The sequence below is a fragment of the Microcoleus sp. PH2017_05_CCC_O_A genome, from assembly GCF_020738785.1.
GTDB lineage: Bacteria > Cyanobacteriota > Cyanobacteriia > Cyanobacteriales > Microcoleaceae > Microcoleus.
In genome coordinates, this window is the sequence record NZ_JAEQCB010000025.1 from 19,569 (window position 1) to 45,811 (window position 26,243).

The 26,243-nt window shown below is 48.2% G+C and carries 18 protein-coding genes; 6 read left to right on the top strand and 12 right to left on the bottom strand.

Annotated elements, in window-relative coordinates; translation table 11 throughout:
- Window positions 1-92: 92 nt before the first annotated feature.
- Entirely contained in the window at window positions 93-1,010 is a 918-nt protein-coding gene (locus tag JGK20_RS07965; protein WP_293177852.1) for an SH3 domain-containing protein, read from the top strand.
- A 532-nt stretch (window positions 1,011-1,542) separates the two neighbouring features.
- Here the strand turns inward: JGK20_RS07965 and JGK20_RS07970 are convergent.
- From JGK20_RS07970 to JGK20_RS08010, 9 genes are all read right to left on the bottom strand, one after another.
- On the bottom strand, window positions 1,543-8,919 hold the full coding sequence (locus tag JGK20_RS07970) for a DUF4347 domain-containing protein (RefSeq protein WP_293230002.1): 7,377 nt from the start codon (window positions 8,917-8,919) through the stop codon (window positions 1,543-1,545).
- 787 nt (window positions 8,920-9,706) lie between these two features.
- Window positions 9,707-11,824, bottom strand: coding sequence for a prolyl oligopeptidase family serine peptidase (locus JGK20_RS07975; protein ID WP_293230017.1), 2,118 nt, complete (start codon window positions 11,822-11,824; stop codon window positions 9,707-9,709).
- 174 nt (window positions 11,825-11,998) lie between these two features.
- The gene (gene recR, locus JGK20_RS07980) at window positions 11,999-12,592 is read right to left on the bottom strand and encodes a recombination mediator RecR (protein ID WP_293177858.1); all 594 of its coding nucleotides are present in this window, start codon (window positions 12,590-12,592) and stop codon (window positions 11,999-12,001) included.
- Between the two features lie 212 nt (window positions 12,593-12,804).
- A complete protein-coding gene (locus JGK20_RS07985; RefSeq protein ID WP_293177861.1) occupies window positions 12,805-13,173 on the bottom strand; it encodes a translation initiation factor in 369 nt (122 codons plus the stop codon).
- A 282-nt stretch (window positions 13,174-13,455) separates the two neighbouring features.
- Window positions 13,456-14,256, bottom strand: a complete 801-nt coding sequence (locus tag JGK20_RS07990; protein ID WP_293230005.1) for a M48 family metallopeptidase — start codon at window positions 14,254-14,256, stop codon at window positions 13,456-13,458.
- A gap of 176 nt (window positions 14,257-14,432) precedes the next feature.
- Window positions 14,433-15,128, bottom strand: coding sequence for a TIGR00266 family protein (locus tag JGK20_RS07995; protein WP_293177961.1), 696 nt, complete (start codon window positions 15,126-15,128; stop codon window positions 14,433-14,435).
- Window positions 15,129-15,448: 320 nt separating this feature from the next.
- Window positions 15,449-16,129 (bottom strand): TIGR00266 family protein, encoded by a 681-nt coding sequence (locus tag JGK20_RS08000; RefSeq protein ID WP_293177867.1) that lies wholly within the window; start codon window positions 16,127-16,129, stop codon window positions 15,449-15,451.
- A gap of 37 nt (window positions 16,130-16,166) precedes the next feature.
- Window positions 16,167-16,826, bottom strand: a complete 660-nt coding sequence (locus tag JGK20_RS08005) for a TIGR00266 family protein (protein ID WP_293177870.1) — start codon at window positions 16,824-16,826, stop codon at window positions 16,167-16,169.
- Window positions 16,827-17,028: 202 nt separating this feature from the next.
- A complete protein-coding gene (locus tag JGK20_RS08010) occupies window positions 17,029-17,421 on the bottom strand; it encodes a nuclear transport factor 2 family protein (protein ID WP_293177873.1) in 393 nt (130 codons plus the stop codon).
- Window positions 17,422-17,804: 383 nt separating this feature from the next.
- On the opposite strand from JGK20_RS08010, the gene trpB reads away from it, so the two are divergent.
- From trpB to JGK20_RS08030, 4 genes are all read left to right on the top strand, one after another.
- Window positions 17,805-19,052, top strand: coding sequence for a tryptophan synthase subunit beta (gene trpB / locus JGK20_RS08015; protein WP_293177876.1), 1,248 nt, complete (start codon window positions 17,805-17,807; stop codon window positions 19,050-19,052).
- Window positions 19,053-19,344: 292 nt separating this feature from the next.
- Window positions 19,345-19,758 carry a CAP domain-containing protein gene (locus JGK20_RS08020; protein ID WP_293191212.1) on the top strand — a complete coding sequence of 138 codons (414 nt, stop codon included), beginning with the start codon at window positions 19,345-19,347 and terminating at the stop codon, window positions 19,756-19,758.
- Window positions 19,742-19,957 carry a hypothetical protein gene (locus tag JGK20_RS08025; protein WP_293177883.1) on the top strand — a complete coding sequence of 72 codons (216 nt, stop codon included), beginning with the start codon at window positions 19,742-19,744 and terminating at the stop codon, window positions 19,955-19,957. The genes JGK20_RS08020 and JGK20_RS08025 overlap by 17 nt, the downstream gene beginning before the upstream one ends.
- On the top strand, window positions 19,911-20,549 hold the full coding sequence (locus tag JGK20_RS08030) for a ribonuclease D (RefSeq protein ID WP_293177886.1): 639 nt from the start codon (window positions 19,911-19,913) through the stop codon (window positions 20,547-20,549). Before JGK20_RS08025 ends, JGK20_RS08030 begins: the two co-directional genes overlap by 47 nt.
- A gap of 171 nt (window positions 20,550-20,720) precedes the next feature.
- Here JGK20_RS08030 and JGK20_RS08035 read toward each other — a convergent pair whose 3' ends face one another.
- The 3 genes from JGK20_RS08035 to JGK20_RS08045 form a co-directional block, all read right to left on the bottom strand.
- Window positions 20,721-21,806, bottom strand: a complete 1,086-nt coding sequence (locus JGK20_RS08035; protein WP_293177889.1) for a hypothetical protein — start codon at window positions 21,804-21,806, stop codon at window positions 20,721-20,723.
- A gap of 527 nt (window positions 21,807-22,333) precedes the next feature.
- Window positions 22,334-22,507, bottom strand: coding sequence for a hypothetical protein (locus JGK20_RS08040; protein ID WP_293191214.1), 174 nt, complete (start codon window positions 22,505-22,507; stop codon window positions 22,334-22,336).
- Window positions 22,508-22,559: 52 nt separating this feature from the next.
- Window positions 22,560-23,738: a HetZ-related protein 2 gene (locus JGK20_RS08045; protein WP_293191216.1), complete on the bottom strand. Its 1,179-nt coding sequence runs from the start codon at window positions 23,736-23,738 to the stop codon at window positions 22,560-22,562.
- A 282-nt stretch (window positions 23,739-24,020) separates the two neighbouring features.
- Here JGK20_RS08045 and glyS point away from each other — a divergent pair, with 282 nt between their 5' ends.
- Window positions 24,021-26,171, top strand: coding sequence for a glycine--tRNA ligase subunit beta (glyS, locus tag JGK20_RS08050; RefSeq protein ID WP_293230008.1), 2,151 nt, complete (start codon window positions 24,021-24,023; stop codon window positions 26,169-26,171).
- Window positions 26,172-26,243: the final 72 nt, after the last annotated feature.

Genomic DNA, 26,243 nt, shown 5'->3' on the forward strand with positions numbered 1-26,243 from the left:
AGACAGCATTTTTCTGGAAGACAAATCGCTTTTTTTGCTATATTGACCAGCAATAAAGATAATGGTTTTGATTAGATTGAGGAGTTGAACGGATGAAAAACTTGAATTGTTGGAACAAACCCGCTGCATTGCTGGGCGCGATCGCCATTGTAGCCGGAAGTGTGCAGGCGACTGCGATCGGTGTTGCCACCTCACCAGCATCCACTACCAGTCAGGATGCTGAAAAAATTTCCTTTGAAGATAGCGCCACCTTTCAAATCGCCCAAGCTGACACGCTTTGCCGCAAAGTAACTCCCAAAGAAGGTTTGACAGTTCGCCAGAGCCCAGACCCCAAATCCGTGAGAGTTGGCGGTGTAGCCATGAATACTCAGGTAACGCTGTTCCAAGGCGCTACTTCTGTTAAAGCCTCCGACGGCCGCCTCTGGATTCAAATTACCGCTCCCGTAAAAGGGTATATAGCTACCGGATACCCGAACAACGAGGCTAATTTAGCTTCGTGCACAATTAGTCAAGCTCCTTCCCCAAGTCCAGCACCAGCACCAGCACCAGCACCTGCGCCTGCACCTGCACCTGCACCTGCGCCAGCGCCAGCACCAGCGCCAGCGCCAGCGCCAGCACCTGCACCAGCACCTGCACCAGCACCTTCCCCAAGTCCAGCACCAGCACCAGCACCTGCACCAGCACCAGCACCTGCACCTGCGCCAACACCAGCACCAGCACCTGCGCCAGCACCTGCGCCAACACCAGCACCAACACCAGCACCAACAACGGGCCCCGTCAGCCTGTGCCGCCAAGTAGAACCTCGCGTAGCACCGAAAGGTTTAGCTATTCGTGCGGAGCCTTCAAAGACTGCGACAGTTAAAGGCGGCGTACCCGCTAACGGTCAAGTAACGCTTGTGCCGAATTTCCAGTTAGTCAAAGATAAGAATGGAGAAGACCGCAATTGGGTTGAGATTTCAGCCCCTGTTCCGGGATTCATCTCGGCTGGAAACTTGATCATGTGCAAGTAAACTTCTGAGTTCTATCAGATCGAATTTGGTTTGTAGTGAGGACTTTAGCCCACATTCAAGAAGGACTAAAGTCCTTACTACAAACCTTGCTACAGTCGAGTTTTAGATTATTGAAAATTATCGAAACGCCACAGAAATTGTAAGTTGCTGTGGCGTTTTCTTATGAGAAGAGGGTAATTTCGCGACCAATTATAACCCAATACGGTTTACTTAACGCTTTTGATGAATTTTATCTGACGATTTTTGGATTATAAAGAGGTGAAGTAGATATTAAGAAGATTTTACCGCAGAGAACACAGAGAACACAGAGAGGGGAGGGATAAAAGGTTTTTTTCCAAAACTTTCGCAATACTCTTGCCTCTGCGCCAAAAGCGCCCCAATACGGTTCAAAACTCTTCTCTTGATGGAGTGGATTGTATTTCAATACGGTTTACTTAATGCTTTTGATGAATTTTATCTGACGATTTTCTGGCAATATAGCCATTTTGGGCAAGTCAGATTTTTCTTAAGTAAACCGTATTGAATTATAACCCTAAGAAGGCAAGATAATTGATGACAGGAAATCCGAGGATCCGATCGCCCCATTAATCCCCACCAGATTCGCTAAAACCCGATCGGTTCCTGCGACTCGCAGCAACGTACCGTCAGGAGTGGTGCTCAATTGCAACTCCTGAAAACTCAGGCCAATCAAAATAAACTTATCGACACCGGCCTCAAAACCGATCGCAGTATCAGTGCCACCGTCAGCACCCAAGACAAATCGATCGCTCCCAATACCTCCGATTAAAGTATCGTCGCCCAAGCCACCAAACAGCCAGTCATCACCATCACCCCCATTGAGCAAGTCGTTATCCTTACCGCCAATTAGGGTATCGGTGCCAGCATCTCCATTCAGGGTATCTTCCCCTTCATTGCCGTAGAGCAAATCATCGCCAGCATCGCCATTGATGCAGTCTTGCTGGTCGTTTGCGCCCACCGAGACAGCCCGGTTATCGGAGCGATCGCCATAAATGGTATCGTTGCCCTCGCCACCGCAGAGCTCATCGCTGCCGTCACCGCCGTAAATCTTGTCGTTGCCAAGATCTCCGTGAATGAGGTCGTTATTTTTACCGCCGTAAATGCTGTCATCGCCTTCACCGCCACTGATGGTATCGTCAGCTTCGTCGCCGAAGAGTACGTCAGCACCAATGTTGCCAAAGATCAAGTCCTGGCCGTTGATATCTTGAGCTCGACTGCGAGCGCCACCGTATATCGTGTCATCGCCACTGTCGCCGACAAGGGTATCGGAGCCTAATTCGCCCCAAATCAAGTCATTCTCTTTGCCGCCCCAAACGCAATCATTGCCTTTGCCTGCTTGCACGGTGTCATTGCCGTTGCCACCGGCGATGATGTCGTTGCCGGTGTCGCCAAAGATTAAATCTCCTTCGCTAGCACCGTTAACTGAGTTGGAACCGCCTTTGTCGCCTAGCAGAGTATCGTTGCCTGCGCCGCCGTAGAGGGTATCAGAGCCTAATTGACCGTAGATCAGGTCATTGCCTTTACCTCCGTAAGCGCGATCGTTACCTTTGCCTGCAACCAGGGTATCGTTGGCTTCTTGGCCGCTGAGGAAGTCGTTGCCGTCGCCTCCATAGAGCAAGTCGCGTCCCTGGGAATCGAAGTCTGTGTTGCCGTTGAAACCGCCAAACAAGGTGTCATTGCCGGTGCCCCCAATCAACGTATCGGAGCCGATTTGGCCCGAAATGATGTCATTTTCTTTGCCTCCAAGGGCAAGATCGTTACCTTTGCCGGCATGGATGGTATCGTCGCCTTCGTTGCCGTTAATGATGTCTGCGCCGTTACCTCCGAAGATCAAATCGCGATCGTCCGCAGCGCTGCTAGAGTTATCGCGGCCATTATCTCCCAAAATCGTATCGGCACCTTCGTCTCCAAACAGGGTGTCAGAGCCTAAGTCGCCTGCAATCCAGTCGTTCTGCTTGCCCGCACGGATGATATCGTTGCCCTCGCCACCGTAAGCAATATCAGTGTCAGTGTCCGCAAAAATCCTGTCATTGCCTTCATTGCCGTAAATTTCGTCGGCGCCGTCTTTGCCTAAAATCAGGTCGTTCCCTTTTAAACCGATGATTTTTTGGTTGCCTTTGTTGTCTGCGATCGAGTCATTGCCGTCTGTACCTTTGGTGGTTTGTCCCTCTCCCAGTTGCGAAATTGGCCGGACAAATCGAACTCCGGGCGCTGGTGGCGGCGGTGCAAAGTTAATTCCCGGTTTTTCTACGATGGGTTCGCACAGACAGTCGGTATCTGGTTCGGCGATCGGATTTGATATTGGGGTTGGTGTTGGCGCCACCTGCCCCAAGATTGCAGCGACAGTAGCGGTAGCGGGACTAATGCCGCCGCGATCGTCTGTAGCGCTGTAGCTGAAAGTGGCTCCGGTAAAACTTCCTGTGGCTTGGAAAAATAATTGCTCAATTTGTGCCGGAGTCAGGACTTGACCTGGTGTGACGCGAACGCCACCGTTGGCTGGATCTCCTAAAAATAGAACTCCTTGGTTGGCTGGGGGCAGGGTGTCGATCGTGTAAGAGGCGATCGACCCGTCGGGATCGCTGCCTCCCAATCCCGGAACCTGGGCGCTGCCACTGGGAGCAATACTGAAGTTAGCATTGTTCACCAATGGCGGTAAGTTGGTCGTCGGGCGAATAGCAGCAACATTAGCGGTGCCGGGACTAATCAGGCCGCCGTTGTCGGTGGCGCTGTAGGTGAAATTGGCTCCCGTAAATTCGCCCGTCGTTTGGAAAAATAGTTGCTGAATCTGTCCGGGAGTGAGAATTTCACCGGGTGCGATCGCTATCCCACCGTTAGCAGGATCTCCTAAAAACAGTGTTCCTTGGTTCGCCGGTGGCAAAGTGTTGATTGTGAAAGAGGCGATCGTCCCGTCGGGGTCAATTCCTCCCAATCCTGGAACCCGCACGCTGTTGTTGGGCGGAATGTTGAAGTTGACATTTATGCCAACTGGAGGTTGGTTGAGAACAATTGGCGCCGGAGTCGGAGTCGGAGTTGGAGTCGGTGCCGGAGCTGGAGCTATGGCAGCAACTGTAGCATTAGCGGGACTGGTAGCACCGCGATCGTCCGTAGCGCTGTAGTTAAAATTCGCTCCTGTAAAGTTGGCCGTCGTTTGCAAAAATATTTGCTGAAGCTGTGCGGGAGTCAGAACTTGGCCGGCTGTGACGCGAACGCCTCCGCCCAAAGCCGGATCTCCTAAAAATAGGACTCCTTGGTCTGCCGGTGGCAAAGTATTGATGGTGTAAGAGGCGATCGATCCGTCGGGGTCGGTTCCGCCCAATCCCGTGACTAACCTGCTACTGTTGGGCGGAGTGCTGAAGTTGACATTTGTGGCAACTGGCGGTTGGTTCGGCACCGGAACCAAAGCGGTAACTGTAGCATTGGCGGGACTGGTGGCGCCTTGATTGTCGGTGGCGCTGTAGGTAAAATTGGCTCCCGTAAAGCTGCCCGTCGTTTGGAAATATATTTGCTGAATCTGTGCCGGAGTCAGAACTTGACCGGGTGTGAGTCGAACGCCTCCGTTGGCCGGATCTCCTAAAAATACCTGTCCTTGGTCTGCTGGGGGCAGGCTGTTGATGGTGAAAGAGACGATCGTCCCGTCGGGGTCAGTTCCTCCCAATCCCGGAACTCGCGGGCTGGTGTTGGGGGGAACAGTGAAGTTGACATTTGTGGCAACTGGCGGCTGGTTGGGAGGCGGCACTGGTGCAGGAGTTGGTGTCGGCACCGGTGCAGGAGTCGGTGTCGGCACTGGCGCAGGAGTCGGTGTTGGCACTGGCGCAGGAGTTGGTGTCGGCACCGGTGCAGGAGTTGGTGTCGGCACTGGCAGAGGGATTGCCGCTACAGTTGCGGTAGCAGCATTGGTGGCACCGCCGTTGTCGGTGGCGGTATAGCTGAAGTTGGTTCCCGTAAAGTTGCCTGTGGCTTGCAAAAATAGTTGCTGAATCTGTGCCGGAGTCAGAACTTGGCCGGGTGTCACCGCTACGCCTCCGCTGGCGGGATTGCCTAAAAATAGCTGCCCTTGAGAGACAGGTGGCACGGTGTTAATCGTAAAAGAGGCGATCGTCCCGTCGGAGTCCGTGCCTCCCAATCCGGTCAATAAAGCGGTGCTGCTGGGCTGCTGGCTGCTGTTGACAGGATTGGCAACCGGAGGTTTGTTGACCGGTGCGGGTGTTGGCGATGGTACTGGAATGGCGGCGGCAACGCTAGCGCTGGCGGGGGTGGTAGCGCCTTGATTGTCGGTGGCGCTGTAGCTGAAGTTGGCTGCGGTAAAAGTGCCTGTAGATTGGAAAAATAATTGATTGATTTGAGCGGGCGTGAGAATTTGACCTGCGGTGACGGCAATTCCCCCAGAGGCGGGATTGCCTAAAAATAGCACCCCTTGAGCGACTGTCGGCAGGGTGTTGATTGTGTAGGAGGCGATCGTTCCGTCGGGGTCGGTTGCTCCGAGTCCGACAATGTTGGCTGTGCTGTTCGGAGGTAGGCTGATGTTGGCGTTGTTGGCTACAGGAGGTTTGTTGGGTGTCGGCAGTACCGCAGAGACGGTAGCGGTGCCGGGACTGGTGAGGCCTTGATTGTCGGTAGCGCTGTAGGTGAAGTTCGCTCCGGCAAAGGAGTTGGTCGCTTGGAAAAATAATTGATTGATTTGAGCGGGTGTGAGAGTTTGACCCGCTGTGACGGCAATTCCCCCAGACGCGGGATTGCCCAGAAACAGGGTTCCTTGGGCTGCTGGCGGTAGGGTGTTGATGGTGAAGGAGGCGATCGTCCCGTCGGGATCTGTGCCTCCCAATCCGGTCAGTAAAACGGTGCTGCTGGGTGCGATCGCGCTGTTGGCGTTATTGGCTACCGGAGGTTGGTTCGCGGCAACGATCGCAGTTGTCACTTGAGCGTTCGCAGCCGTACCGTTGTTGTTGTCACTGTTAGGATCGGCGGTGGCGGCAGTGCTTCTGGCAGTGTTGACAACGCTGCCAGTGGCAGGAGCAACAACGCTGACAGTGCGGGTGATGGCGTTGGCTGCCCCGCTTGCCAAACTTGCGATCGCCGTCCAAGTGACAACACCTGTGGCAGGGTTGTAACTGCCACCGTTGGAAGCTGTCACTCCCGTTAACCCCAGAGGCAGAGTATCGGTGATGACGACGTTGGTGGCGCTGGAAGGGCCGGCGTTTTGGGCGGTGATGGTATAAGTGGCAGTGGCTCCCGGCGCGATCGATGCCGGGCCTGCTTTGGTGGTAACTACGTCCGCGCTGGGAGTGATCGTGGTGGTGACTTGCGCGTTTGCAGCCGTGCCGTTGTTGTTGGCAGTATTGGGATCGGCGGTGTCGGAGGTGCTTCTGGCGGTGTTGGCAACTGTGCCGCTGGCAGGAGCAACAATGCTGACTGTGCGGGTGACGGCGTTGGCTGCCCCGCTTGCCAAACTTGCGATCGCCGTCCAGCTAACAATACCTGTGGCTGGGTTGTAAGTGCCGCCGTTGGAGGCTGTCACTCCGGTTAAGCCCACAGGCAGGGTATCGGTGATGGAAACGTTGGCGGCTGCCGAAGGGCCGACGTTTTGGGCGGTGATCGTATAAGTGGCAGTGGCTCCGGGCGTGACAGATGCCGGGCCTGCTTTGGTGGTAACTACGTCGGCGCTGCTCGTTATCGTGGTGCTGACTTGAGCGATCGCAGCCGTGCCGTTGTTGTTGGCACTATTGGGATCGGGAGTTTCGGCTGTACTCCTGGCAATGTCGATGACAGTGCCGGTATTTGGGGTACTGAAGCTGACTGTGCGGCTGACGGCGTTAGCCGCACCGATGCCCAAAGTTGCGATCGCCGGGAAAGTGACAACACCTGTGGCAGGATTGTAACTGCCCCCGTCGGAGGCTGTCACTCCAGTTAAGCCTGCGGGCAAAGCGTCTGTTACCGTCACATTGGTAGCGCTACTCGGCCCGCTGTTTTGTGAGGTAATTGTATAGGTGACCGTCGATCCAGCCACGGCTGTTGTCGGGCCTGTTTTTGAGGTGATGATGTCGGCTGTAGCGGGAACGATCGCAGTTGTAGCTTGAGATACTATCCCTTCACCGGTGTTGTTAATCAGGTTGGGATCGAAAGTGCTGCTGCTGCTAAATGCCAGGTTAGTTACCGATCCGATTGTGGCAGGTGCAGTCACGGTAATACTGCGGGTAACGCTGGCACCGTTAGCCAGAGTCGAAATCACTGGCCAACTGACACTCCGCGTTGTCGGGTTGAAAATCCCACCATTATCGGCGCTGCTGAAAGTTAAGCCCGGAGGCAGGGGATCTTGAATTAGGACGTTGGTAGCGTCGTTGGGCCCGTTATTGGTGGACGTAATGGTGTAAGTAATACTGCTGTTGGGTAGGGCAAATGCGGGGCCAGTTTTAACCGTGGCAATATCGGCTGAGATGGTAGGTGCTGTGACAGTTTCAACGCTGAGATTGCGAATTTCGTGAATGTTGGTCACTGCCCCTGTCGAACTAGCAAAACCAAATTTGAAAGTCGGCGGAATTGTGCCATTTACAGCCGCCAAATTTGGGATGTCGATCGCACTTTCGCCCGGGCCGTTAAATAAGTTGTCGCCGTTTAAGTCGATGTTAACGAAAAAACGGCTGGGTATTGTGGGAGTAGACGGTTGTAAAGTAATTTGAACTCTTTTTCTGGCAAGAGTGCGATCGGTAACGGTAGGATTATCTATGCCGCCGGGAATTACATTGTTAGTTAAAAACTGATATCCTCCGGTTTGGCTGCCTCTAATTCCTACCGCATCAGGTATCGATCCCGGGCCACCTAAACGCCCTTCACTCGGATCTGAAAAATTGCCATATTCGTCAAATCCAACACCTAAATAACCTCCGACAATCCCCGGTATACCAGAACTGTTGTTGGGAGCATAACCGAGAGAACCGCCGAATCCACCTGCTTGAGTTGGTGTAGCAGCCCCGTCAATTAAGAAGAAACTAATGCCGTCGGCACCGGTGCCGTCATAGGCAAATAAATCAAAGGCAACTCTGATGCCGTCAGTCGAAGAAATTGGGTTGTTGTAGATGACAAAAGCTGCTTGGTTGTTCGCATTCGATGTTAATCTTAAAGCGCCACTGCCCGGAGGATCGCCCAGCCCTAAACTGGGAATGATGCCGGGGCCGCTACCTGAGGTTAATCCCGGTTGAATTGCACCGCCGCTAGTTCCGTAGATCCAAGGCCCTAATGCTGTGGGATTTTGAAAGCTTTCGGTAACTAATGTTCCGAGGACATGATTGTAGGTTTTTAAGACTTCTGGTTTAAAGGCTAGTTCGGCATCGATTTGTCCTGTGGTAATTTCTAATTCCCAGTCGCCGCCTAGTGCTGCACTCCCAGTTAAGTTGTTAGAAGCAGCAATATTTGCTCCAGTTAATTCGCTGAGTTTTTGTATGAATTTAATGCCCGATTCGCCGACAGCTACGTTACATCCATAAAGTAAAATGCTACCGGGTTTGTTAAGGGCTTTTCCCCACTGCTGCAATTGACTGCTGTAGGTTTCTAGGTTATCAATATTCAGTTCTGTCCGACCGATCGCGACTGCTGCTTCTCGGCCGTGAGAAACTACGTGCAGGCTGTTGATGCTGTGGTAATGCCCCAAAAATTCGGTGATTTGTGCGATCGCATCTCTGGTTGGATCGAGCACCAATACTTCGCTTCCGGGTTTGACTCCACGGATCAATTCCTCGTAGTTTTCTACTCGGGAGTCAACAACGACTAGATATGTTTTCGATTCTAGATACGCTGTAGAGTTTGCTGGCTTAAAAAATAAGTTGTTGGTAGTGGTAATATTAGTAGATTTGCGTATTTTTACGGCTGACACATTCGACGTATTGGGGCTCGTTTTCATAGTTCGCTGATTTAGTTACTTAGTTTTAAACTACCCCCTTTGAGAACATTCGATATACACGGAAATATAAATTTACTGTAAATTATATTTACGAAATAAATTAAACACTTACGTGTTTTGTTGAAGTTAAGATGTGAGGGAAGGATTGGATAGACAATGCTGTATCAGCTTCGCGCATTAACCTAGGTAATAAATCACTACACCCTTAGATATGCAAGCATTATCTGGTTTTGATTGCGCCACTCAAGTATTTTTCTTGAAAAGAAATTAATCCCATAACCTTGAGATTGCGATCGGCACTTACTTACGTATTGCTGACAAAAAGGCAGTGATTCCGGTAACGGGATGCTTCTCAGTACAGTTGGGAGTGTAATTTTTTCTGAAATCTTGACCGTAAATCCACTGAAAAAAACGTTTCCGAGAATTAGAAAATTTTTTGATTGTAGCTTGGATTTACTACTTGTGGGAGTTGACATTGCCACGAACTTTACTTAATAGGGTTTCATCTCTAAAAAGCTCAGAACCAAGGCTAAACCATACAAAAAGTTACAGAATGTCAGGCAAATTAAGACAAGTGGGAGTTGACAAGTTACACTAATTTATGCTGTAGCGATCGGTTGTCCGCAGCCACAGGCCATGAAACGATCGCACAATTTCCACATTGAACATCAGGTTAGCAGCAAAAGATGTGTCAGATCATACCATCAGGTAAGTGGTGTTCACCAGCAGTTGAAGAGAGGAGTGCGGGTGCGCGCCTAGGGAATAGGCGCACCCAATCCCGCGCTGGTTAAACGTTAATATCGAGTTCGCGCACCAAAAAAGCCCATTCATCTGCCAATTCTTCAATGACTTTAGCGGTAGGTTTGCCACCCCCATGTCCCGCTTTTGTTTCAATCCGAATTAACACGGGTTTTTCTCCTGCGTGCGTTGCTTGCAAAGCCGAAGCAAACTTGAAACTGTGGGCTGGAACCACTCTATCGTCATGATCCGCAGTTGTAATCATTGTCGCCGGATAAGCAGTTCCCGCTTTCAGATTGTGCAGCGGAGAATAGGCGTGAATTGTGGGAAACTCTGCGGGATTGTCCGACGAACCATATTCAGGAACCCAAGCATGACCAATGGTAAACTTATGGAAGCGCAACATATCTAGGACGCCGACGGCGGGCAATGCTGCACCGAACAATTCTGGCCGCTGAGTCATGCAAGCCCCCACCAATAAGCCGCCGTTGCTACCACCTGCGATCGCCAATTTAGCAGGTTTGGTATACTTATTCTCGATCAACCATTCCGCAGCGCTGATAAAGTCATCAAACACATTTTGTTTGTTCAACTTTGTCCCAGCTTGGTGCCACGATTCGCCGTACTCGCCACCACCCCGCAAACAAGCTGTCACATAAACTCCGCCCATTTCCAACCAAACCAGCCTGCTAAGAGAAAAACTTGGAGTCAGCGAGATAGAAAAACCACCATAACCATACAGGTAAGTGGGGTTATTGCCATCTAGCTGCAAGCCTTTTTTGTGCGTGACAAACATCGGTACTTGCGTACCGTCTTTGCTGGGATAAAATATTTGTTTTGTCTCGTAATCCTCTGGATTAAAATCAACCTTTGGCTGCCGATAAATGCTACTTTCATCAGTCAGCATATTGTAACGGTAGATTGTGTTCGGAGTCGTGAAGCTGGTGTAAGCATAAAAGGTTTCGGTGTCGTGCCGCTTGCCGCCAAAACCTCCTGCCGAACCAATTCCCGGCAAGGCTACTTCTCGCGCAAAAGAGCCATCTAAGTTGAAGATTTTAATCTGAGTGTAGGCGTCTTTCAGGTAAGAAGCGACAAATTGATTGTTGAGAAGGCTAATGCCTCCCAGGGTTTCGGCTGCTTCGGGGATGATTTCGGTGAACCCCCCCTTGGTAAGGGGGGGATTCAGGGGGGTGTCAGCGCCCGCTAGGGATAAGGGAGGAGGGTTGTTAGTGTCGATCGCAATTACGCGGCCCAGCGGTGCATTCAAGTCGGTTTGAAACCAGAACAATGAGCCTTCGTTATCAATGAAACTGTACTCAGCCTCGAATTTGTTAATCAGTTCGACAATGCTTGATTCCGGCGCGGTTAAATCCTTGTAAAAAATCAGGTTTTGCGGGTCAGTGCCGAGCCAGACTGATATAATCAAATACTTGCCGTCTTCCGTAACACCACCGCTAAATCCCCATTCTTTTTGGTCAGGGCGATCGCAAATTAATACATCTTCAGATTGCGGAGTACCGAGCTTGTGATAGAATAGCTTTTGGTAATAGTTAACATCTTCGAGTTTGGTTTTTTCGTTGGGTTCATCGTAGCGGCTGTAAAAAAAACCTTTACCGTCGTGAGTCCAGGCTGCACCTGAGAATTTCAGCCATTTTAAATGGTCTGATAAATCTTCCCCAGTTTCCACATCGCGAACTTTCCATTCCTGCCAATCCGAGCCAGAAATTGACAAACCGTAGGCCATAAGTTGGCCGTCTTCGCTGAGAGCTACGCCGCCGAGAGCGACGGTTCCGTCTTCTGAGAGAGTGTTTGGGTCAATTAATACTTTTGGTTCGCCGTCTAGGGATGGTAAAGTATAGAGTACGGATTGATTTTGCAGACCGTCATTCTTGTAGTAAAAATAGCGATCGCCCTGTTTAAAAGGTATGCCGTATTTCTCGTAATCCCACAGTTTAGTCAGGCGCTGTTTGATTTTTTCCCGCGCCGGAATTTGGCTGAGGTAGCCGAAAGTGACTGCGTTTTGAGCTTCCACCCAGGCTTGAGTTTCCTCTGAATCGGGGTCTTCCAGCCACCTGTAGGGGTCGGATACTTGGACGCCGTGATAATCGTCTGTTTGCTCGGCTTTGCGGGTTGTAGGGTAGCTTAAAGGGCGATCGAATTGAGTCATATTTTTCACTCTCAGTAACTTTATTCAGTTTAACCTTTTTTACAAAATTGTCATTGCGAACCTCAATAAAGCAATCGCACTTTCTTCTCTCCCATCTTCCTACCCTTCGGGAACGGCTTCGCCGAACGTGTCCTTAGCGTCTTCGCGGTTCATTTCTCTTCTCTTTCAATTCACCTAATCCAATTCCCTCCTTCCTTCCAAAGCACGAGCCAAAGTTACCTCATCAGCATATTCCAAATCTCCCCCCATCGGCAAACCAAAAGCTATTCGCGTAACCTTGGTAAAAGGTTTCAATAAATGACCGATATAAAGAGTAGTAGTTTCGCCTTCCACGCTAGGACTAATCGCAATAATAACTTCAGCAATCTTTTGCTGGCTGACGCGGCGGACTAATGGCTGAATGTTCAATTGTTCCGGGCCAATTCCATCCATCGGCGAGATGACACCGCCGACAACATGATATTTGCCGATGTATTCCCGCGTTTTTTCTAAGGCGATTACATCGCGGGATTCTGACACAACACAAATAGTAGAACCGTCCCGGTTAGTGTTGCGGCAAATTTCGCAAACAGGTTCAGCGGATAAGTGAAAGCATACTTTGCAAAAACCGACTTGTTTTTTGGCATCAATCAATGATTGAGCTAGGGCTTGCACGTCTTCTTCCGGTCGCTTTAAAATATGTAAAGCGAGTCGCTGTGCACTTTTTGGGCCGATTCCGGGCAAGCGCTGCAATTGTTCGATCAAACGGGCTAAGGGTCGAGTGTACATAAAATGAAGGAAGAGGGAAGAAGGAAGAAGGAAGAGGGAAGAAGGAAGAGGGAAGAGGGAAGAGGGAAGAATAACAGAAATTAACCGGGCGCATCTGGGGCGCATGAAAATATATCTGTAGGGGCGAAGCATGACCGCAGTAAATATGAGATTATAACTAATAAGTTATATGCGGTCATGCTTCGCCCTCTTCAAAACCCAGATGCACCCAATTAACCTCCGCTAATTTTAGCTTTGTAGCCCAATTTTTTGAGAATTTCGAGTAGCTTTTGCTTGTGTTCGCCTTGAATTTCAATTTCATTATCCTTAACTGTGCCGCCTGTGCCGCATTGGGCTTTTAGCTGCTTGGCTAAATCTGCTAAAGTTTCTGGTTTTTCTTGAAATCCGCTGATGACTGTAACTGTTTTGCCACCGCGTCCTTTTCGGGATGCTTCTACTTTCAAAGTTTGTTGATTCTGGGGAACTTCCGGGGTTCCTCGTTCGAGAGCAGCCGAGTTTTCGTAGTTACCAAACTCAGAGTAAACTACTCGTTTACCGTCGGTTGTTTTGTTGTCAGAATTTTTGCGTTTGGATGCTGCCATATGTTATACTGCCTGAACTTGTTTTACCATAAATAATTGGTTGAAAGCCCCAAGCCTGCTCGGGAGAAATACAAATCAGACTATTCATTACTCCAATCCTCTTCCTTCTAGGTAGAGGTCGCTCTCAAACTGTCAACTGTCAACTGTCAACTGTCAACTGTTGAAGGGTATTTCTAGTTTTAGTGGATTGGTGTAAGGTTGCGATCGCTCGTTGAGACTCTGATATTATACCTATTGTATTAGCCCATCAAGGGAGAGCGGGAATTATTAAGTGTCTGATTGTTATCGATCGCTTTTGAGTGTTGCGGGTAAAAGCGATCGCTCTTGAATCGGATAGCGACGTTGGGCGATCGTTTGTGTTAACGTTAAACTGCGATCGCCAGGTGCCGGATGAGTCGATAACAAAGCAAAATCTAAACCAGATTGTCGCGCTAATCGCTGAAAAAAGTCTGCTGCGCCCGCCGCGTGCCCGTAATGGGAAACCAGCAGTTGTAAGCCAAATTCATCGGCTTGGGCTTCCTGACTGCGAGAAAATTGGGCTTTGCTTAAATTGGAAGCGATCGCAGCGGCAAGATTCACCAACCCACCTCCATCGCCTACGAACACCGCTACCACAAATTGTAACGCCAATCCCCGTCCAATTCCCCGCAAATGATCGCGATTGGCGAAATGACCCAACTCATGACCTAAGATCATCATCAACTCGTTTTCCGATTCCAATTGCTGTATTAAACCCCGATAAACAACGATTGTATCTCCAGGTAAGGCTAGCGCGTTTACAGTATCATCGGGAATGTAAAGTAGGCGATAATTGCGATCGATATTTTTTTGTTTAGGTAATTTAGTTTCCAGGCGATCGAGAAGTTGATTGAGGGTATCTTGTGCTGGAGAAGATTCCGCAAGACTTTCGTAAGCTGGGATAACTAACGCCCCCAAACGCTGTTCGAGTTCGGGGGGAATTAATAAAATCAGCCCATCTACCAGTTTGAGGCTTCCCCAAAGCAATAAACATCCTATGGCTAAAAAGATTCCTAATAAGGTTAGCAGTTGCCTGTTGCTTGTGGGTGGATTGCGATCGGTCATTCGATTTTAGATTTTAGATTTTAGATTTTGGATTGACTTGCGTGAGTTTGTAGGGTGCATCGCTACGAGTTATTGAATAGCAGTGGCAGATTATATGGCGACGCACCTTACACGGAATTTCCCAAAATTGTGTGTACCAAATATACATGGAATATGCTGTATATAAAAGCACCAAACTAATTGTTCTTTGTCGGTCGGAAGGGATTTAAAAAATTAATCAGAGGAAACAGATTGCGAGACTGTATCCACAGTTTCCCCTGTCCACTGAAACGACAAACTAAGCCTTCTCCACCTAAAATTCCCGTTCTCAAATTTTTCCAGGATAGTCCGCCCAGGACTTCAACATCATACTTCAGCGTATCCTCAAAGGCAACGATATAACCGGTGTCCACGATATAACTTCCATTGACTGGAATTTCCAGAATTGCGCCATAGGAATTAAACCAGATATCGCCTTGTCCAGTTGCTTTGAGAAAAAACAATGATTCGCCACTAAAGAAACCTTTTAATCCCTGAAATTTAGTATCAAGGTCTACAGTAGAACTCGATGCCACAAAAGCAGAAGATTGCAGCATCAAGCTATTGCCATCGAGGTGATAATGTTGAATATCGCCGGGAACTCCAGGGGAAACGTAAAGTATTCCAGAACGTTCCGGCGAAGTAAATTCGCTGATAAACAAAGACTCACCTGCTAACATTCGCGTGAGGCCTTTCATCAAACCTCCTTTGACTTTTGATTTCAGGGTGATGTGACTATCCATTGCTGCCATTCCCGAAGATTCTACCAACACCGTTTGGTTGGCAGGAATTTTGAGTTTTAGTTGGGCATAGGATGGAGAATGTTCGATTGTATATGAGATGTTTTTAGGCATATAAGTTAGTTGACAGTTGACAGTTGACAGTTGACAGTTGGCAGTTGGCAGTTGACAGTTGACAGTTGGCAGTTGATAGCTCAATAACGTTCAGTTAGAATGATCGTTGCGAGGAACACTTTACATGAATGCGATGTTTTATGAGGGTGTATTTCAGTTTGGCAAATATGTCTGTAGGGGCGAAGCATGACCGCAATCAATATGAAATTATAATTAATAACTTATATGCGGTCATGCTTCGCCCTCTTCAAAAACCAGATGCACCCTTTTATGAAAGCAATCTCCGTTTATGTTTTGCATATCGCGAGTCTCCACGCTTGCTACCTGGGAGGTAAACGATTGCCGACGGCTTGACCGAATGCTGTGGTATTGTGGGTTTGACAGAACAGGCGACCGTTACCTTTAAATCGACAAACTAAACCTTCTCCACCGAGAAATGCACTCACCCAACTACTTCCTGGGGGCTTAGTAATTTCAAACTTTAAACTTTTCTCAAAGGCGACAATATGACCTGTATCAACAATGTATTCTCCTTTGACTGGAACTTCGTAAATTGCGCCGAAGGAACTCAATAGTACATCTCCTTGACCCCCCATATCTAGCCAGAAAATACTTTCTCCAGAAAACATCGATTTGAAGCCTTGAAAACCCAAGTCAATATTAACATCTGGTGTGCTAGCTAAATAAGAACCTGCTTGTACTACTAAGCCACTTTTGCCCATTTGATAGTGCAGCATATCGCCCAACATTTTGGGTGCTAAAAACAAGGTATTTTCCGGTGTTGGCGATCGAAATACACTTAAAAATAGCGACTCTCCGGCAATCATGCGTTTGAGTCCGCCGAAAATACCGCCACCTTTGCCTTGGCGCAATGTCGTACTTGCTTGTAGATTGCCACTCATCGCCACCATTGCACCTGCCTCAGCAACGATTTCTTCACCGGCATTTAGAGTGATTCGGGCGATCGTGCTGTCGGGTTGTTGTAAAAGTTCAATTTTCATAAGTAGGTACTAGGTAATGGATATATTCGCTCGCAAGTCAAACTTTACTTGATAAAAATTGCACCAAACCATCGATACTTCTGGATTGCAAGTAAATTGTTCCTTTACCCGTCACTTTATTCACAAACCCTTCCCCGGATGTAATCGAACCTAATAATCCGCCTGCCATTTTTATCGACATTTTCATTCCCGATTCGTAAGCTACTAAATGCCCTGTATCGACAATGAAGTCACCATTGATTTGCTTGCTAGTCAAACCACCATAGGCACCAAAAAATACTGTTCCCTGTCCGCTGGCTTGCAATTTAAATAAGCCTTCTCCCGAAAACCAACTGGCAAATCCAGCCCAGCGCACGCCTAATTTGATATCGGGGGTACTGGCAATATAAGCACCGGGTTGAAAACAGAGGTTATTTTCATAGACTTGAGCTTCGGCAATATCTCCGATTGTAGATTGAGAAAGAACGACTTGGAGAGACTGCCGTGTTGGATTGATAAATCGATTGACGAACAGCGATTCACCACCAAAAAACTTTTTCAATACACCTGACAAAAAACCTCCATTAAATTCTGTTTTCATTGTGAGTGCTGCATCCATTGCTATCATCGCTCCTGATTCAGCAATAATGCTTTCTCCAGGTTCGAGTGTAAGAAAAATTGTGGCAAAGGAAGGTTTATAACGAATGTCGATATCCACGATTTTGGTTTCCTGTTGTGTAACAATAACTAAAGGAAGTGAGAATTGTAGGTCTACGCTTTTAGTTTACTACGATTGAATGAGCCAACTGTTGCGTTCTTCAATAATTTTAACATATTGCATAAGGGGGCGGGTTTATGTAGATTGTTTGTTGGTATTAAATATTATTTGTAAAACCCGCCCCCGCCCAAGGACATCATTGCTAGTTGGAACTTTTTGTCTTTTGAATCATCTCCTCTATTGTTTCGGTTTCGCCAATTTCATAAAGACAAATCAGACCATCCTCAATGGTAAAGATTTGATGAATTGTTGCATCCGCAAGCACATTGCATTGCAAATCTTTAATAATTTGATGAACGGTGACAATGTTCCGATTGTTTTCGTCAGTCTCGAATTTTAACGTTTCAAGCTCCGGTTGAATATCCTTAAATTGATTTGTCCAATATTCGCGCACCGCATCGCGTCCATAAACGAAACCGCCTTCCACTCCGTTCGCCCATTTCACGTCTGGGCGCATCAACGAGATGATTGTTTCAATTTCGCGTTTGTTAAAAGCATCGTATAAATTTTGCAGAAACTGCTGATTTGAATTCATAATTGTTCACCATTACGAAGTTTCCATTCAATTAGTTTCCCCAGCGAGCGGGAACACGTCAACCTACCAAAAGTAAAGGTCGGGAGATCCTAGTTTCCATTCAATTAGTTTCCCCAGCGAGTGGGGATCCCTCGATTATAAACCCCATACAGCGCAACGTGTCCAGAGGCCATTTGCGAGGACTCCCAAAAATCTCTGTACAAACAACCTCTCATCTACAGAAAAAATCCCTGAAACCCTTACAGGGCAATATCTCGAAGGCTCCGACGAACTTCCGCCATCCTAGCGATTTTTGGCAGCCCTCGCAAAATTACCCGATCGCCCACCGCCCCGCCACATCGACTAGATATAATAAAATCTGTCCCCTTATCCCCACAAAGTCCGTGACTGTCACACCCCTGCGTCTCACCACAGAAACCACCGAAACCACCGCCCAACGCCCCGACTCCCTCGGTAGATTTGGCAAATTCGGCGGCAAATATGTCCCCGAAACCCTGATGCCGGCTTTATTTGAGCTTGAAGCGGCTTTTCACAAATACCGCAGCGAACCGGAATTTCAACAGCAACTTCAAGGATTACTTAAGGATTATGTCGGCCGCCCCAGCCCATTGTATTTCGCCGAACGCCTCACGGAGCATTATGCTAAACCAGACGGCACTGGCGCCCAAATTTACCTCAAACGCGAAGATTTAAACCACACTGGTGCTCACAAAATCAATAATGCTTTGGCTCAAGCATTGCTCGCAAAACGCATGGGTAAAAAGCGCGTAATTGCTGAAACTGGTGCTGGCCAACATGGCGTTGCTACTGCCACTGTTTGCGCTCGTTTCGGTTTAGAATGCGTTGTCTACATGGGCGTTCATGACATGGAAAGACAGGCTTTAAATGTGTTTAGAATGCGCTTGATGGGTGCTGAAGTGCGACCCGTGGCGGCGGGTACGGGAACGCTGAAAGATGCGACTTCTGAAGCGATTCGCGATTGGGTGACAAATGTTGAAACAACTCATTATATTCTTGGTTCGGTGGCGGGGCCGCATCCTTACCCGATGATGGTGCGCGATTTCCATGCAATTATCGGTCAAGAAACTCGCAGTCAGTGTCTAGAAAAATGGAATGGTTTGCCAGATATCTTATTAGCTTGTGTGGGCGGCGGTTCTAATGCTATGGGTCTTTTTCATGAGTTTGTTGGGGAAGAAACTGTGCGGTTAATTGGTGTTGAAGCGGCGGGAGAAGGTGTGGATACGGATAAACACGCTGCTACTTTGACTAAGGGAACTGTGGGTGTTCTGCACGGGGCTATGAGTTATTTGTTGCAGGATAATGAGGGTCAAGTCATCGAGCCGCATTCGATTAGTGCGGGTTTGGATTATCCTGGTGTGGGGCCGGAACACAGTTATTTGAAGGATGCTGGCCGGGCTGAATATTACAGTGTAACCGATCAGCAAGCTTTGGATGCTTTTCAACGGTTGTCGCAGTTGGAGGGGATTATTCCGGCTTTGGAAACTGCTCACGCGATCGCCTATTTGGAAACTCTCTGTCCGCAGTTAACTGGCAGTCCGCGCATTGTCCTCAACTGTTCGGGACGGGGTGACAAAGATGTGAACACTGTGGCGAAGGTTCTGAATATCTAGTTTACCGGAATTTCGGGCGATCGCCCTGTAGGAATGGTCAGACGGCGGTTTCAACCGCGTCTATATAAATGATGTCCGCCTCCGCCGACTTAGAAGATAACGTAATTTTCATCATCCGTTCTTCAACCCGCGGAGGCGGGTTTTGTCTGTGTAGCCGCGGTTTCAACCGCCCGGTCTTCTTTATCTTTAATAGTTCATGTACAAACCTTTGATTTTAATGTCTCTAGGATTCCTGGCAATCCTACCTAATTGTACTCAACTCATTCCTACACAATCGCTCCCAGAAACTTCCATGAATACTAATATTGCTGCTACGAGTTCAATTGCTGAGTTAGAAAAAGCTGTTAACCAACAGATCAATCAATATCGAGCCTCGAAAAAGTTGCCGCCGCTGACTGTCGATCCGCGAATTAGTCAGATAGCCAGAATTCACAGCGAAAATATGGCGAGTGGGAAAGTTAAATTTAGCCACGATGGATTTGAAGGGCGGGCGAAAGCAATTACTGTTCCCTATCAAAGTGTAGCTGAAAATGTTGCTTACAATTTTGGCTACAGCGACCCGGTTGGCAATGCTGTTGAGGGTTGGATTAAAAGTGAGGGCCACCGCAAGAATATCGAGAGTCAATTTAATTTGACTGGTATTGCGATTGCCAAAAATGCCAAAGGGGAGTATTATTTTACTCAGCTTTTTGTCCGTAGTCGATAAGAAGAAGGAAGAAGGAAGAAGGAAGAAGGAAGAAGGAAGAGGAAAGAAGGAAAGATTAATTATCGATTCCCGATTACCGATGCCCGATTACCGATTACCGATGCCCGATTACCAATTACCGATTACCAATTACCGATTACCAATAACCAAGAATGGAATTTCCAGATTTTCAAGTGTGCGATCGCGATATCTCCGATGATCTGCTATCTTATTATTTGACGGCGGAGGCGATCGCCGTTGATACGGAAACGATGGGTTTGATGCCCTGGCGCGATCGCCTGTGTTTGGTGCAGTTGTGCGATCCGCAAGGTAAAGTGGCGGCGGTGCGGATTGCTAAAGGCCAGACGGCGGCGCCAAATTTGAAAAAGCTCATGGAAGCTGAAAATATTGAGAAGGTATTTCACTTTGCGCGCTTCGATCTGGCAACAATGCGTTACAATTTAAGTATTGACATTGCACCTGTTTTCTGCACAAAAATAGCTAGCAAGTTAGCCAGAACTTATACTAACAGACACGGACTTAAAGAGTTAATCCAAGAGTTGGAAAAAGTAGAACTCAATAAAACTTCTCAAAGTTCGGATTGGGGAAATTCCGAGCATCTTTCTGATGACCAATTGAGCTACGCTGCTAACGATGTCCGATATTTGCTGGGCGCTAAACAAAAGTTGACTGCTATGTTGCAGCGAGAGGAACGCTGGGAAGTTGCACAGCAATGTTTTGGGTGTTTGCCAGTTTTTGTAAGTTTGGATTTGTTGCAGTACGATAAGATTTTCGAGCACGGTTCATCTTAGGTGCGATCGCACAACTGCACTCACATAGGTTTGTAGTGAGGAATGCGAGTCCTTCTTCAGATTTTGGATAAGGAAGGACTCGCATTCCTCACTACGAACCTAATTATTATTATTTATTTGATCGGGCTAGATTTGAGTTAAAGAAAGTTCAAAACTTACAACTATTTCTAATTAGAAATCCTCGGGATTCTGTTCCTGCATCAAAGCTTCAAGTTGGTCGTCAACATTTCTGACAACTTGTTCCAAAGCGGGTAAACCTTCCAAAGGTAAAGGAGAAAGCCGAGTGCGATCGCGAATTTGATTCACTTTCCGCTGCAATTCTTTGGCCAGTTGCAGTGCATCTCGACTCAGAGTAGACAATTGCTGCTGCTGGTAAAACCTCAAAGCTGCTCCCCGCAAGACTTGCAGCGTTGCTTCTTCCTTGCCACCCACGGGCATTACTCGCAAGCGCAACAGCAAATGAGTTTTTCCATAGATGCGTTCTACTTCGACTTGTTTGGGATGTTCCACCGGGGAAACAGGCATATCTGTCAGCCGTTTCAACTCGTCGATGACTTCTTGAAACAGGAAGGGAGAGAGACCTTCGAGGATCGATTTCAAAACGCCGTCTTGACTCCAAAGAATCCTACCTTGGGACTGGTGTCTCTCAAAAAACAGCCTACCGATACCGTCTACGAGCACTCTACCGAGCAATTCTTGCAGCAGTTGGGGCGCGGGTAAAGTTGCCAAAACTTCGACGGGGCTTGACAAGTGCACGGCCTCGACATCCAAAACCGAAAGTTCTGTCGGCGTCAGCAAAACCTCAGCATCGGGAGGTTTCAACCGATCGGGAACCCGAATGGAGGGTTCGGGTACAGACAGCAGGGTGTCTGCTTCGGAGCTTGATGTTGTTGGTGCGGGATTTATTGGTGTTGGGGCTGGTATCGGTGTTGGGGCTGGTGTGGTTTCTGTCAGGCTGGGTTCTCTGACTTGGTTCCCGTGGAGCAAGTAAGCTGAGAGCATCGAACGCTGAGTTTCCGGGGCAATTTGCTCCGTTGTCACCGAGCAATTCATGTATGCTAAAATCCGCTGCACGTAGTCCAAAGCGGAGTCATCTTGCACATCGACTACGCCCAATTTAAATAGATTGCCTTCTAGAGATAAAGGCAAAACTTGATAGTAAAGGCAAGCTTCAAAGGGAACAACTGTATCGATTAGTTGAAATATTCGATCGGAGTCCATTGTAGTCGCCGAGTCTGTTGAAGATGTATGTACCATTAGCTTCTCTGTAGTCGGAAGCGCGATCGATCGCGCCACGCCAACCTGATTTATACAATTAAACTCTGCAACTTCCCTGACGGAGGTATTCGCATGAAAACCGGAAGATTTGATGAAAGAAAAATCTTGAATCTCAGAATTTTCCCCGTGCTGTATTCCAGTCTCAAATTATACAGAAGGATTGACAGCTAGATAATGGCGGGCGCACTATCGACGAAATATCATCTATCGCCCCAGATTGATTCCCGCGGCTGGCAAAGATAAAATTGTGTCTGAATGCCCAAGTTTGAGAGATACACCACAACCGATGATTGACAGGTAACTGCTGAATTGAGGATTGGTTCAAAAATCCTGATTCATTCGATCGTCCTACTAATATCTTACTCCACAAAGTTCACGGTGAGCATCCCCGATCGCGAGCCGATTTTAGATTTTAGATTTTAGACTTCGACGGCTTCGATCGCGTCGAACGATTTTAGATTTTAGATTAACTCCTCTATATAAATCTGGAAGCTGGATCTTTGGTCTCAAATTTGGGGCTCGACGATCGTGAGTGTAGATCGTACAGTATCCTTTTTGCCGGGATCGCGGTAGCAGTTGCGATCGAACGATCGATCGCGGTTTCCACGGGGAAACTCGCAGCAAATCTGGCTGTTCGGGAATTGATTTGTAGCGCGAATTCGGAAAATTCCTACCGCCAATTAACAATTAGCAATTCCCTCCGCTACGCTTCGCCCGCCACTCATTACCAATCTACTCGTTTCGGAGGGATTGAGCAGCTAAATAGAGTTTGCTCCACTCGCCGATGACTTGATTGGTTTTTAACTTTAATTCAGAGGCGATCGTCTCTACACTTTTCCCTGCTTTGAGCGATTCTATCAACTGTCGCTGCACCGGCGTGAGATCTTGTAAATATTGCTGCCACTGGGCGGGAGTCAAGCCCAAACTGTGTTCTTTGAGCGAAATTTCCAGCCAGTTAGCGACTAATTCTGGTGCTTGTTTGACTGCAAACACCCGAATCGCGTGGTAACTGACTTTTTCTCGCAAGCGGTAAATTTGTTTGACTGGCACCTTCAAATCCTCAGCAATTGCCTCTTGGGAACGGCCTTGCAGGTAAAGCCGCAGCCATCGCGAAGCCAGCGGATCGACTTCAGCAGTCAAGTAATTCTCAAATTCTTGTTGGACAATCTGCCGCTGAGTTTGCCGTTCTTCCCAAGCTTGATGTTCTCGATAATCCGACATCGCCTGTTCGTCTAGCAAGCTGAGCGGTTCGTCTGTATCGTCAGGCAGAACCTGTTCCGACACCAGCCGCACCCAATCTCCCGCCGGGACTTGCGTCAACCCGCCCCGCTGGGAACGCCGCAGGTAGTTGACGAAGCGGTACACCAGCAGCGGCTGGTTGCGGATCGGCCGCAAGCAGTATTCTTCAGTGCTCGCTAGCAGCAAAGCATTTCGCAAGCGTTTATCTGTTGTGCATTCGGCAATCCAGGCGACTTGCTGCTGGAGGTAGCGATCGGAATTCAGCATTTCCTGAATCACTTCTTGCAGTACCTCTACCGCACTGCGCTGTCTGTCGCGACTCAATGAAACCCACGCTTGGATTTTTTGCCGGAGCACCACCAAGCCGCCCAGGCGCCCGATCAAGTTGCGGTAAGCTCTTTCTGGCGCTACTCCCAGATACCGCTGCTGCAAAATTCGATATAAAAAGTCGATCGCCCCAGAAGCGACAGCGAGTTGAGTCGGATTTAGAGTGTCAAATCTTTCTGGCTTGTCTCCCAACAGCCAGCGAACAACACTCTCGCGAGTGCTAGAGCTCTCGTCGGGGCAATCTTGTTCGAGTCGCGACTTCCAATCTTCTGCTAGTCTTTCCGCCAAGGTCATGAGCTGCTGAGAATATCTTTCACCCCCGATTTTAAGTGCTATGCTGATCATTTGAGTGTTTTTTAGCTCTAATCAGACCTGTGACCGGTAAAATAATTCTGTGATGTTATTATCGCGATCGTCATTCCAGGCTTTTTTGATTGCCGATCGCTAATTTTTGTAATAATTGAACTGGCAAATGAATTGCCTCTTGACAAAAAACCATAAATTTGTTATGTAAAGGTTTTCTGTCAACTAACGCACTCCCCAGCCGATTACCAATTACCGATTACCAATTACCAATTACCCATTACCCATTACCAATCCGTAGCTCCCTCACTTCACAATTTCTATATGCCTAACTTTTTATTAGAACTCGGCACCGAAGAATTGCCCGCATCTTTTGTCGCAGGCAGCGTCCAACAGTGGCAGGAACTCGTACCTGCAACTCTGGCAGAACAATCTTTGACAAATGAATCAATTAATGTATACGCAACTCCGAGGCGTTTGGCCGTTCTTGTTAAAGGACTGCCACTCAAGCAATTAGACAGAGAAGAAGAGGTAAAAGGGCCGCCCGCAAGTTCGGCTTTTAAAGATGGCAAACCCACGAAAGCAGCCGAAGGTTTTGCGAAAAAACAAGGCGTAGAAATCGATGCTTTGGAAGTTCGCGCTACCGATAAAGGCGATTTTGTGTTTGTTCTCAAACAGATTCCGGGGCGGATGACGGCGGATATTTTGGTCGAACTTGTGCCGCAGTGGATTAACAAGTTAGAAGGCAAAAGATTTATGCGGTGGGCTGACGGAGATTTGAAGTTTCCGCGCCCGATTCGATCGATCGTAGCGCTGTTTGATGATACTGTACTGCCAATTACCTTGGTGAGCGGTTCGGATACGGTCAAGAGCGATCGCATTTCCCAAGGACATCGGGTGTTGCACCCGCAGCCTGTCTCGATTCCGCAAGCCGAGGATTATGTCGAGTGTCTGCGGGCTGCTGGCGTGGAAGTCGATCGACAACAGCGCAAAACTCAAATTAAAGCACAAGTAGAAGCCGCCGCCACCAAACAAGGCGGTTACGCCGACATTACCGAAGATTTGTTAGAAGAAGTTACCGACTTAGTAGAATGGCCCAACGCCGTAGTCGGCAAATTTGACGACGGTTTTTTGATGTTACCGCCGGAAGTAATCACCACAATTATCGTCACCAACCAGCGCTATTTTCCAATTCTCAAAAGCCCAGAATTCCCCGAACTCCTACCCTATTTCATTACAATTTCCAACGGCGATCCGGCAAAATCGGCGATTATTGCCGCAGGTAACGAGCGAGTCGTGCGGGCGAGATTGGCAGACGGTCAGTTTTTCTACAAAGCAGACTTGGTAAAGCCTCTAGAGGATTATTTGCCAAAGTTGGAGACGGTCACTTTCCAGGAAGATTTGGGTACAGTGCGCGCCAAGGTCGATCGACTGTGCAAGATTGCCTCTCTCATCACCAAGCAACTGCAAATCACCGCCGCAGAACAAGCTTACATAGAAAGAGCAGCATTGCTTTGCAAAGCCGACCTTGTAACCCAAATGGTTTACGAATTTCCCGAAATGCAAGGAATTATGGGGCAGAAATACGCCTTAGCTTGCGGCGAACCGGAAGCCGTAGCAACAGGAATTTTCGAGCATTATTTGCCCAAAGGTGCGGGCGATAATTTGCCGCAAACTCTCACAGGTCAAGTTGTCGCAATCGCCGACAAATTAGATACATTAGTCAGCATCTTCGGCTTAGGAATGCTGCCGACTGGTTCCTCCGATCCCTTCGCCCTGCGCCGCGCCGCCAATGCAATAACTAACATTATTTGGGCGGCTCAGTTGCCAATCAATTTGCACCAACTACTTGCAGAAGTTGTCGCAGAATTTACCGCGGTGCGCCCCCAAACATCGGCGGAGTTGCTATCGCAATTATACGAGTTTTTCCTGCAAAGAATTCGCACTTTGCTGCAAGAAGAAAAGAATGTAGATTATGATTTGGTGAATGCAGTTTTGGGAGAAAACGACCCAGAATATACTGAACGAGCATTGAGAGATTTGTTGGACGCGCTGGAAAGAGCAATTTTCCTGCAACAAATCCGCAATGACAAGACTTTGGATCTGATTTACGAAACAGTCAACCGTTCGACTCGTTTGGCGGCTCAAGGTGATTTGGATAAGGTAGAATTGGAACCGAAAACGGCGGTGAAACCCGAGTTATTTCAAAAGTCTTCCGAACAAGCTTTTTACGATGCTGTGGTGCAGTTAGTGCCGCAAACGCTGCTATCGAAGCAAACTCGCAATTACCAACAGTTGGTAGAGAGTTTGACTGAGATTGCTCCGGCTGTGAGCAGCTTTTTTGACGGGCCAGAAAGCGTTTTGGTGATGGATTCTGACCCGGAAATTAAGCGCAATCGCTTGAATTTACTGGGTTTGTTGCGGAATCACGCGCGGGTGTTGGCTGACTTTGGGGCGATCGTCAATCGATTTTAAATTTTTAAGGTACGTTGTTGCGCTTCAGCGCTCTTTCCTGCGGGATCATCTCATTTTTGTAAAAAGCATTTT

Excerpts from the sequence above, each read along its gene's own strand:
- JGK20_RS07990 (WP_293230005.1), bottom strand. The coding sequence starts at position 14,256 with ATGACCGATCGCAATCCACCCACAAGCAACAGGCAACTGCTAACCTTA.
- glyS (WP_293230008.1), top strand. The coding sequence starts at position 24,021 with ATGCCTAACTTTTTATTAGAACTCGGCACCGAAGAATTGCCCGCATCT.
- JGK20_RS08020 (WP_293191212.1), top strand. The coding sequence starts at position 19,345 with ATGAATACTAATATTGCTGCTACGAGTTCAATTGCTGAGTTAGAAAAA.
- JGK20_RS08035 (WP_293177889.1), bottom strand. The coding sequence starts at position 21,806 with ATGGTACATACATCTTCAACAGACTCGGCGACTACAATGGACTCCGAT.
- JGK20_RS08010 (WP_293177873.1), bottom strand. The coding sequence starts at position 17,421 with ATGAATTCAAATCAGCAGTTTCTGCAAAATTTATACGATGCTTTTAAC.
- JGK20_RS07970 (WP_293230002.1), bottom strand. The coding sequence starts at position 8,919 with ATGAAAACGAGCCCCAATACGTCGAATGTGTCAGCCGTAAAAATACGC.
- JGK20_RS07995 (WP_293177961.1), bottom strand. The coding sequence starts at position 15,128 with ATGCCTAAAAACATCTCATATACAATCGAACATTCTCCATCCTATGCC.
- JGK20_RS08000 (WP_293177867.1), bottom strand. The coding sequence starts at position 16,129 with ATGAAAATTGAACTTTTACAACAACCCGACAGCACGATCGCCCGAATC.
- JGK20_RS07975 (WP_293230017.1), bottom strand. The coding sequence starts at position 11,824 with ATGACTCAATTCGATCGCCCTTTAAGCTACCCTACAACCCGCAAAGCC.
- JGK20_RS08045 (WP_293191216.1), bottom strand. The coding sequence starts at position 23,738 with ATGATCAGCATAGCACTTAAAATCGGGGGTGAAAGATATTCTCAGCAG.
- JGK20_RS07985 (WP_293177861.1), bottom strand. The coding sequence starts at position 13,173 with ATGGCAGCATCCAAACGCAAAAATTCTGACAACAAAACAACCGACGGT.
- JGK20_RS07965 (WP_293177852.1), top strand. The coding sequence starts at position 93 with ATGAAAAACTTGAATTGTTGGAACAAACCCGCTGCATTGCTGGGCGCG.
- recR (WP_293177858.1), bottom strand. The coding sequence starts at position 12,592 with ATGTACACTCGACCCTTAGCCCGTTTGATCGAACAATTGCAGCGCTTG.
- JGK20_RS08030 (WP_293177886.1), top strand. The coding sequence starts at position 19,911 with ATGGAATTTCCAGATTTTCAAGTGTGCGATCGCGATATCTCCGATGAT.